Source organism: Dyella sp. AtDHG13 (assembly GCF_003201105.1).
Taxonomy (GTDB): domain Bacteria; phylum Pseudomonadota; class Gammaproteobacteria; order Xanthomonadales; family Rhodanobacteraceae; genus Dyella; species Dyella jiangningensis_B.
Map to the genome: position 1 here is coordinate 1 of NZ_QICJ01000025.1, position 5,966 is coordinate 5,966.

The window sequence follows — 5,966 nt, forward strand, 5'->3', positions numbered from 1 at the left end:
GTGCCGCATCTGGCCTACGAGGAACGGCAGGCGTTCCAGAACGCCCCGCGCCACCGCCGTGAGCCGACCAGCCGCGAGGCCCGCCGCATCGCCTCGCTGGAAAGCCGCCTCGAAAAGATCGACGCCGAGCTGGAAGAAGCCTGCGACGCCGAGGACGAGGCCAAGGCCGAGAAACTGGAACAGCGGCGCGATCAGGTGGTCGGCGAACTACAAGACGCGGAGGACGCCTTGCAAGGTTACGCTCCCGAGGTGCGCGAGGTGGCCGGTGCCATCGTCACCATCGACCGCAACGGCGAGGCCGTTATTCATCGCGGCCTGCTGCGCGAAGCCGAGGCCAAGGCGCTGCGCACGCTGGAAAAGCTGCGGCGCGGTTTCGGCAACACCGAAGGCGAAGCCGCCAACGACGAGCACGAGGACGCCGACGACGCACCCAAGGCCGCGAGCCTGTCCGATCGGCTGGCGCAGCGGTTGAGTGCCCACCGCACGGCGGCGCTGCAAATCGAAGTCGCGCGGCATCCGCACGTCGCGCTGGCCGCGCTGGTGCATGGCATGGTGCAGACTGTCTTGCAGCCCGACGCCTACGGCGATGGCCTGCCGCTCGGCGTGCGCCTCACGGTGCAAGACCGGCTGGAAGGCATGGCCCCGGACTGGCCGGAATCGCCCGCTGCCGTGGCGCTGCGCGAACTGCAACAGGTGGCAGGTGAAGCCTTGCCGGAGGACAGCGCCGAACTGTTCGCCGCGCTGCTGGCGAAGTCGCAAGATGAACTGGTGCGGCTGCTGGCCGTGTGCGTGGCTTCCACGGTGGACGTGGTGACGCCCCGCGCCACGGTGCAGCAACCCGGCGAGGAACTGGCGCAGGCCGTGGGCCTCGACATGGCCGCATGGTGGAAGCCGACCGCAGAAGGCTACTTCAAGCACGTTTCCAAGGCCGTGATTCTGGATGCCGTGGGCGAGTACGCACCCGAGCAGGCCAACCGGCTGGCGAAGTTGAAGAAGGCCGACATTGCCAGCGAAGCCGAGCGGCTGGCCGATGGCACGGGCTGGATGCCCGCCATCTTCGAGGCCGCAGGCCCGCAGGACGCCGCGCAAGAGGCAGGCCCGGAGCAGAACGCCCCGGAGGATGCCGAGGCAATAGCGGATGAACCCGCCGAGGCGCTGGCCGCTTGACCCGCGCCGAAGGCAAGCGCCCCGGCCTCGACCGGGGCGCTTCGCTGGAAGGAGAAGCCCCATGACCCGCACCACCATTAGCCGCCCGCGCATGGCGGCGATCTACGCCGCTGGCACGGTACGCGCCCGCCGTTGGAACGGCGATGGCGACGTGCGCGGCTACCGCCCGCCCTCGGGCTGGACGGCCTGCGCCGACCTCACCGACATTCACCCCATCACGGGCCGCGCCTTGCCGCGTGCCGTGTGGTGGCTCATCGAGACGAAGGAATAACCGCGATCAGCACCGCGCCCAGGCCGTTCCGTCCTGGGCGCGGTGGACGCAAAAATCCGGGCGCGGCAGTGGCCGCGCCCGGTGTTCAAGGCCACCAGCCGAATCGGCACGCCGCCGCCCTCGCGGCAGCTCAGACGGCGGCGTTGACGTGACCGGGCTTCCCGCCCGGTAATGGCAGGCCCGTATGGGCCTGCAAGCCGTAGCGCCCGCCGTGCGCGGGAATCACCAGCGGTTTTCGGCTTGCCGCGTGCATACCTCGCAGCGTAGGGCCGCGCCCATTTCATCAGAGGCATGTCCGCGTTTCCTGCTTAGAAATCTGGAACGGCCTGGGCGTGTCGGCGCATAGCGCCGCCGGGCTTTCGGGCTACGCCCCGTGCCGTCTTTGCCGTCACGGCCATTCGGCTTCAATCCCTTGTATCTTTGAAGTGCGTGTTCGGCAATGCCGTCACGCCCGGACCTGCCAGGGTTCGGGGTTGGCCGCAGCATGTAGCCCGTCATCCCTCGGTGCCACTTGAGCCCGTGCGTGAGTCCTGGGCGCATGCTCGCGCCCGATCTCTGAAAGCCCGAACAGTTGCGTGAACGCCGTTCGCATTTGCAAGGAAGGGACGCGGAGATCATGGCCAATCAAGTTGCAGTCGGTATCGACATCTCCAAGAAGACCATGGATGTAGCCATCGGGCACGAGCAGTCCACGGCCATATTCAGTAACGATGGTGCTGGGCACCAAGCGCTGATCGCAGCGTTGAAGAACCATCCGGTCTCGCTGATCGTGATGGAGGCGACTGGACAGTACCAACTGGCCTGTGCTTGCGCTCTACAAGCTGCGGGATTCGCTGTCATTGTCATCAACCCTCGGCAGGCCCGGGACTTCGCCAAGGCCATGGGGCGATTGGTCAAGACCGACAGCGTGGATGCCAGGATGCTGGCTGAACTGGCGCAGGTGCTGAACCAGCGTCCTGATCGAGATCGCTTCATCAAACCGATGCCAGACCAGGTACAACAACACCTGCATGCACTGGTGCTTCGACGGCGGCAGTTGGTACGCTTGCTGGTCAGCGAGCGCCAACGCAAACACATGGCGCATCCGGAGGTCGTGCAAGATATTGCGGAACTGATGGATATGCTCGCGACGCAGCTTGAGGCGCTGGATCGAAGGATTGCGGAGCATCTGGCTCAATACCAGTCCGATCTGGCCACATTGCTCAAGAGTGTCAAGGGAGTTGGCCCGGCGACGGCTGCGACGCTGATTTCCGAGCTGCCGGAGCTTGGCCAGCTCAAGGCCAAGCAGATCTGCGCGCTGGTAGGTGTCGCACCGATGAACCGGGACTCAGGCCAGGCTCGCGGTAAACGCATCATTTGCGGCGGGAGGGCTACGGTCAGGAGCGCGTTATACATGGCCGCCATCGTTGCCATGCGGCACAACGCCGTGATACGGCGTTGCTATGAGCGCCTGCTGGCGGCTGGCAAGCCGAAGAAGGTTGCCATCGTGGCCTGCATGCGCAAGCTGCTGATCATCATGAATGCCATGGTCAAAACCGGGCGGCCATGGAATGACCAGCCTGCTCCGGCGTGACTTTCTATATGGTGGGCGGTAGTCACCATGCCCGGCCTGCGCACTGCGCCGACTGGCTTCAGATACCGATCGCCATGACCCAGCCCGCCAGCCCGGCCAGCAGCACCACGAGCGCTGGAGGCACGCGACCCACCGTCAGTAGCCCGAACGCAAGCAGCGCCAGCCCAAAATCCGCCTTGCCGTGGATGGCGCTGGTCCACATAGGGTCGTACAGGGCCGACACCAGAATGCCGACCACGCCAGCATTGATGCCTGCCATGGCCGTCTGGATACCCGCGCGGTGGCGTAGCCCTTCCCAGAACGGCAGCGCGCCGACCAGCATGAAGAAGGCCGGGAGGAAAATGATGCCCAGCAGGGCCAGCCCGCCGATCCAGCCATGCAGCGGCCCGTGGGCGACCGCGCCGAGATAGGCCGAGAACGTGAACAGCGGTCCCGGCACTGCCTGCGCCGCGCCGTAGCCGGCGAGGAAGTCAGCGTTGCTGACCATGCCACTGGGCACCACGGTGGCCTGCAGCAGCGGCAGCACGACGTGCCCACCGCCAAAGACCAGCGCACCAGAGCGGTACACCCCTTCCAGCAGCGCGACCGTGGACGAGCCCGTGGCAGCGGCCCACAGGGGCAGCCCGACGAGTGGCACTGCGAACAGCAGCAGCGCCACGATGCCCAGCTTGCGCGAAACCGGGTAGCTGTGGGCCTGGCCGCCGCCAGGTTGCGCGATCTTCAATCTCCACCAGCCCAGGAATCCCGCCGCCGCGATGGCGGCAAGCTGTCCCGCGGCTGAGGGCATGATCATGGTCAGCAGTGCCGCCAGAATGGCCAGGGCGGCACGGGGCCGGTCAGGACACAACGACTTGGCCATGCCCCATACGGCCTGCGCCACGATGGCCACGGCTACCACCTTGAGCCCATGGATCCAGCCGGACTGGGCCAGCCCGTGGTACTCGGCGATGCCAAAGGCGAACAGGATCAGCGCAATCGCCGACGGCAAGGTAAACCCCGCCCAGGCCGCCAGCAGCCCCAACCAGCCCGCGCGGCCCAGCCCCAGCGCCATGCCCACCTGGCTGCTGGCCGGCCCTGGCAGGAACTGGCACAGGGCGACCAGATCGGAATAGCTGCGGTCGTCCAGCCAGCGGCGGCGCTCGACAAACTCCGAGCGGAAATAGCCCAGATGCGCGATCGGTCCACCGAAGGAGGTCAGTCCCAGTTTGAGGAAGGCGCCGAAGACTTCGACGGGTGAGCCACGTGCGGCTGCGGCCTCATGCTGCAAGGTGTTGGTGGAATCTGTCATCTGTGCATCGCCTCCCCGGTGAATTCTCGGATGCGTTCCTTGGCCAGCGCCAAGCCTTCATTGCCCTTGGGTGTAATCGTGTAGAGCTTGCGCACGGTGCGCCCCTCACGCTCTTGGCGGGAGACGAGGTATCCGTCGCGCTCCATCTTGTGCAGCATTGGGTACAGCGTTCCAGGAGACAGGCGGTAGCCGTGGTGGGCTAACTCGTCGATCATCCATTGCCCATAGATCTCCTGCTCGGCCGCGTGGTGCAGCACATGCAGGCGGATCAGCCCTGACAGCAGGTCGTGGTGCTCCATGGCGCGGGGTGTTGGTTGCTCTTTCATATCGAATAACGATAACGAAAGTCGATATTATCACGGCACGCAGATGCCCCGAAGAGGCGCGCCTCTTCGGGCGCGCTTGGGAGGCTTGACTTTCAAGACAGTTGCTCACGCCTTCGCGCCTGCGGCGCTGCGCGCTTCGCTTGCCTCCAGGGGAAAGCCCTGCGAGCTATCCCCGCCGCGCGATGCTTGGCGCCCCTCGATGCTGCCGAACCGGCTGCGCCGGATCGGCCCGCCCAACGTCCCGCCGCGATGGACGGGACGCTGGCGAACACGCTGGCGCTTGCTGCGGCAGGTTGTGCAGGTGCGTGCCGTCCTCAACGCTGGCGGTTCCTGCCCATCACGTCACGAAGGACGGTTCACGGACAACCCGCCCGGTATCGCTATGGAGCTTCCACGCCACGCCTCAAGACCGGCGCCGCAAGGTATGGCGGGGGCGTTCTCGCCTGTCGTTGCGGGGTTGACCTGGCCCGCGTCAGCGGGCGAGCCGGAGAAGCCTTCGGGCGGGGATGCCGAGTCGGCCCCATCTCCTTTCGGAGCGGTTCGGCCCAAGGCGTCCTTGTCTCGTTGTGAATCCTGGCGGGGGCGCGGCTGCGCCTCGGGCTTCATGGCTGCAACCGTCCGGCGAAAACAATTTCCCCGCCGCTGCGCGGCTTCCTCGCGCAGCAAATTCTTTTCGCCTCCCGGCTCTCCACTGCGTTTCGACCGCAAGCGGTGCAGCCAGCCCGTCCCCCGCCGGCCGGATCACAACAAGGACGCGATGGGCGCGAACCTTGTTCAACCGAAAGGAGAAATCATCATGGCCAACATCGGCACCTTCACCGCAGACAAAGACGGCTTCACCGGCACGCTGCGCACCCTGACGCTCAACGTCAAGGTCAAGCTGGTTCCCAACGACAAGGGCAGCAGCGAGAACGCCCCCGACTTCCGCCTCCAGGCCGCCGGCCACGACATCGGCGCGGCGTGGAACAAGACCAGCGAGGCCGGGCGGGAATACAAGTCCGTGACCCTCGACGATCCTTCGTTCCCGGCTCCGGTCTATGCCCGCCTGATCGAAGGCGAGGACGGTACGCACGACCTGATCTGGTCGCGCAGCAAGCCCCAGGCGGCGTGACCGCCGCAGCGCCCCGCCCATCGCGGCGGGGCGCTGTGCTGCTGTTCGCAGCACATCACCACGTCACGCGCGCGGCTTCGCCGCGCCGCGCTCCTTCAGCACCGCCTCCAGCTCCCGGCGCACCTGCGCCAGCAGCTCGTCGGCCTTGTGCGGGCTGTCGCCCGCGTAGGCCAGCGTCAGCAGCGTGAGCGGGTGGATCTCCATCACCTCGCACAGCTCGGCCAGCTTAT

The 5,966-nt window shown here is 66.5% G+C and carries 5 protein-coding genes and 2 pseudogenes; 4 read left to right on the top strand and 3 right to left on the bottom strand.

What is annotated here, in order from left to right; all coding sequences use genetic code 11:
* The 3 genes and pseudogenes from BDW41_RS22720 to BDW41_RS22735 all read left to right on the top strand — a co-directional run.
* Positions 1 to 1,167 (top strand): annotated as a pseudogene (locus BDW41_RS22720) (chromosome partitioning protein ParB); the annotation flags it as partial.
* 61 nt (positions 1,168 to 1,228) lie between these two features.
* Positions 1,229 to 1,438 (top strand): hypothetical protein, encoded by a 210-nt coding sequence (locus BDW41_RS22725; protein WP_023103965.1) that lies wholly within the window; start codon positions 1,229 to 1,231, stop codon positions 1,436 to 1,438.
* 616 nt (positions 1,439 to 2,054) lie between these two features.
* Positions 2,055 to 3,011: an IS110 family transposase gene (locus BDW41_RS22735; RefSeq protein WP_024570162.1), complete on the top strand. Its 957-nt coding sequence runs from the start codon at positions 2,055 to 2,057 to the stop codon at positions 3,009 to 3,011.
* A gap of 58 nt (positions 3,012 to 3,069) precedes the next feature.
* On the opposite strand, the gene chrA is transcribed toward BDW41_RS22735, so the two are convergent.
* Together chrA and BDW41_RS22745 are read right to left on the bottom strand one after the other, a co-directional pair.
* Positions 3,070 to 4,299 (bottom strand): chromate efflux transporter, encoded by a 1,230-nt coding sequence (gene chrA, locus BDW41_RS22740; RefSeq protein WP_019043444.1) that lies wholly within the window; start codon positions 4,297 to 4,299, stop codon positions 3,070 to 3,072.
* Positions 4,296 to 4,598: a PadR family transcriptional regulator gene (locus BDW41_RS22745; RefSeq protein WP_019043445.1), complete on the bottom strand. Its 303-nt coding sequence runs from the start codon at positions 4,596 to 4,598 to the stop codon at positions 4,296 to 4,298. Before BDW41_RS22745 ends, chrA begins: the two co-directional genes overlap by 4 nt.
* 823 nt (positions 4,599 to 5,421) lie before the next feature.
* Between BDW41_RS22745 and BDW41_RS22755 the strand changes: the two genes are divergently transcribed.
* Positions 5,422 to 5,736 carry a DUF736 domain-containing protein gene (locus tag BDW41_RS22755; RefSeq protein WP_023103964.1) on the top strand — a complete coding sequence of 105 codons (315 nt, stop codon included), beginning with the start codon at positions 5,422 to 5,424 and terminating at the stop codon, positions 5,734 to 5,736.
* Between the two features lie 63 nt (positions 5,737 to 5,799).
* Here BDW41_RS22755 and BDW41_RS22760 read toward each other — a convergent pair.
* Positions 5,800 to 5,966 (bottom strand): annotated as a pseudogene (locus BDW41_RS22760) (XRE family transcriptional regulator); the annotation flags it as partial.